Source organism: Pricia antarctica, assembly GCF_900101815.1.
In the GTDB taxonomy this organism is placed as follows: Bacteria; Bacteroidota; Bacteroidia; order Flavobacteriales; family Flavobacteriaceae; genus Pricia; species Pricia antarctica.
Genome location: NZ_FNAO01000044.1, coordinates 1 through 1,314 on the forward strand (window position 1 = coordinate 1; position 1,314 = coordinate 1,314).

The following is a 1,314-nucleotide window of genomic DNA, read 5'->3' on the forward strand; positions in this document are numbered from 1 at the left end:
GGTACGTTAAAGGGACATCCTTTACAAAGTTAAAGGGACATAGTTTACACTTTTAAGGTTATAATTTGAGATTAAAATCAAATTATTATGCCTTGGAAAGAAACAACGACTATGGAACAAAAAATCGAATTTATCTGCGAATGGCGTACAGGAAAATACACCGTTACGGAACTATGCAAAAGTTTCGGAATCTCCAGACCAACTGCCTATAAGTTAATAGGCAGATTCGAAAAACAAGGTTTCGAGGCCCTGCGGGAACAGTCCAGAGCTCCTGGAAAACACCCCAATGCAACCGGTCAAAATATCATTGAAGGCATTCTAGACCTAAAGAAAAAGCACAGGCATTGGGGTGCCAAAAAAATCAGGGAACTGTTGTTTAAAGATTTTACAAGGCAAGAAGTCCCTTCCGTGGTCACGGTCCATAAAATCCTAAAGAACAATGGTCTGGTATGTCCACAAAAACGGATGCGAAGGGTCAGACCGGTATATCCTATTTTCGACCCAAAACAGTGTAATGAAGTTTGGAGCGCGGACTATAAGGGGAAGTTTCTGATGGGCAATAAGATCTACTGTCATCCACTCACCATCGCGGACTCCAGAAGCCGGTTCCTGTTCACTGCCAAAGGGCATTACCACGAGGACCTAAAGTCTGCCAAGGCCGAATTCACAAGGGTCTTCAGAACATTCGGTGTTCCCGAACAAATACACACGGACAATGGTAGTCCCTTTGGTTCGGTACGCACTATACAACGATTTACCCAGCTCTCCTATTGGTTTATTGAACTGGGTATCACTCCTGTATTTTCAGACCCTGCCCATCCAGAACAGAACGGTAGACATGAACGCATGCACAGAGATCTAAAAGCAGCTTGTGCCAAACCTTCGGCCTATGACCTAAAAGCCCAACAAAGACGTCTGAACCACTTTGTAAAGGAATATAATAACATAAGACCTCATGAAGCTTTGAACATGAAGACACCTGCTGATACGCATGACTTCTCTACCAGACCGTTTCTGGAGAGAATACCTGACTTTCACTATGATGCCAAATACAAGGTTCTTAAAGTAACACAGAATGGATCTATCAGATGGAAATCGTATTACTGGGTATATGTGACCGCCTCATTAATGGGGAAATATGTAGGTATCCAGGAAATGGGAAACGGTATTTGGAGGGTATTTTATAGAAACGTATTTTTAGGTTTCTTCGATGAAAAGTATCTAAGAAATAAAGAACAAGCAACAAGGCTGGAAATTAATTTAGTGTAAACCTTAATCTTTAACTTGTGTAAACTATGTGCCTTTACGAACATT

1 protein-coding gene is annotated in these 1,314 nt (G+C 41.5%); it reads left to right on the plus strand.

The genetic code is table 11. The features are described 5' to 3' along the window. Nucleotides 1-87 precede the first annotated feature (87 nt). Nucleotides 88-1,269: an integrase core domain-containing protein gene (locus BLT07_RS20595; RefSeq protein ID WP_091874505.1), complete on the plus strand. Its 1,182-nt coding sequence runs from the start codon at nt 88-90 to the stop codon at nt 1,267-1,269. The last annotated feature ends 45 nt before the right edge of the window (nt 1,270-1,314 follow it).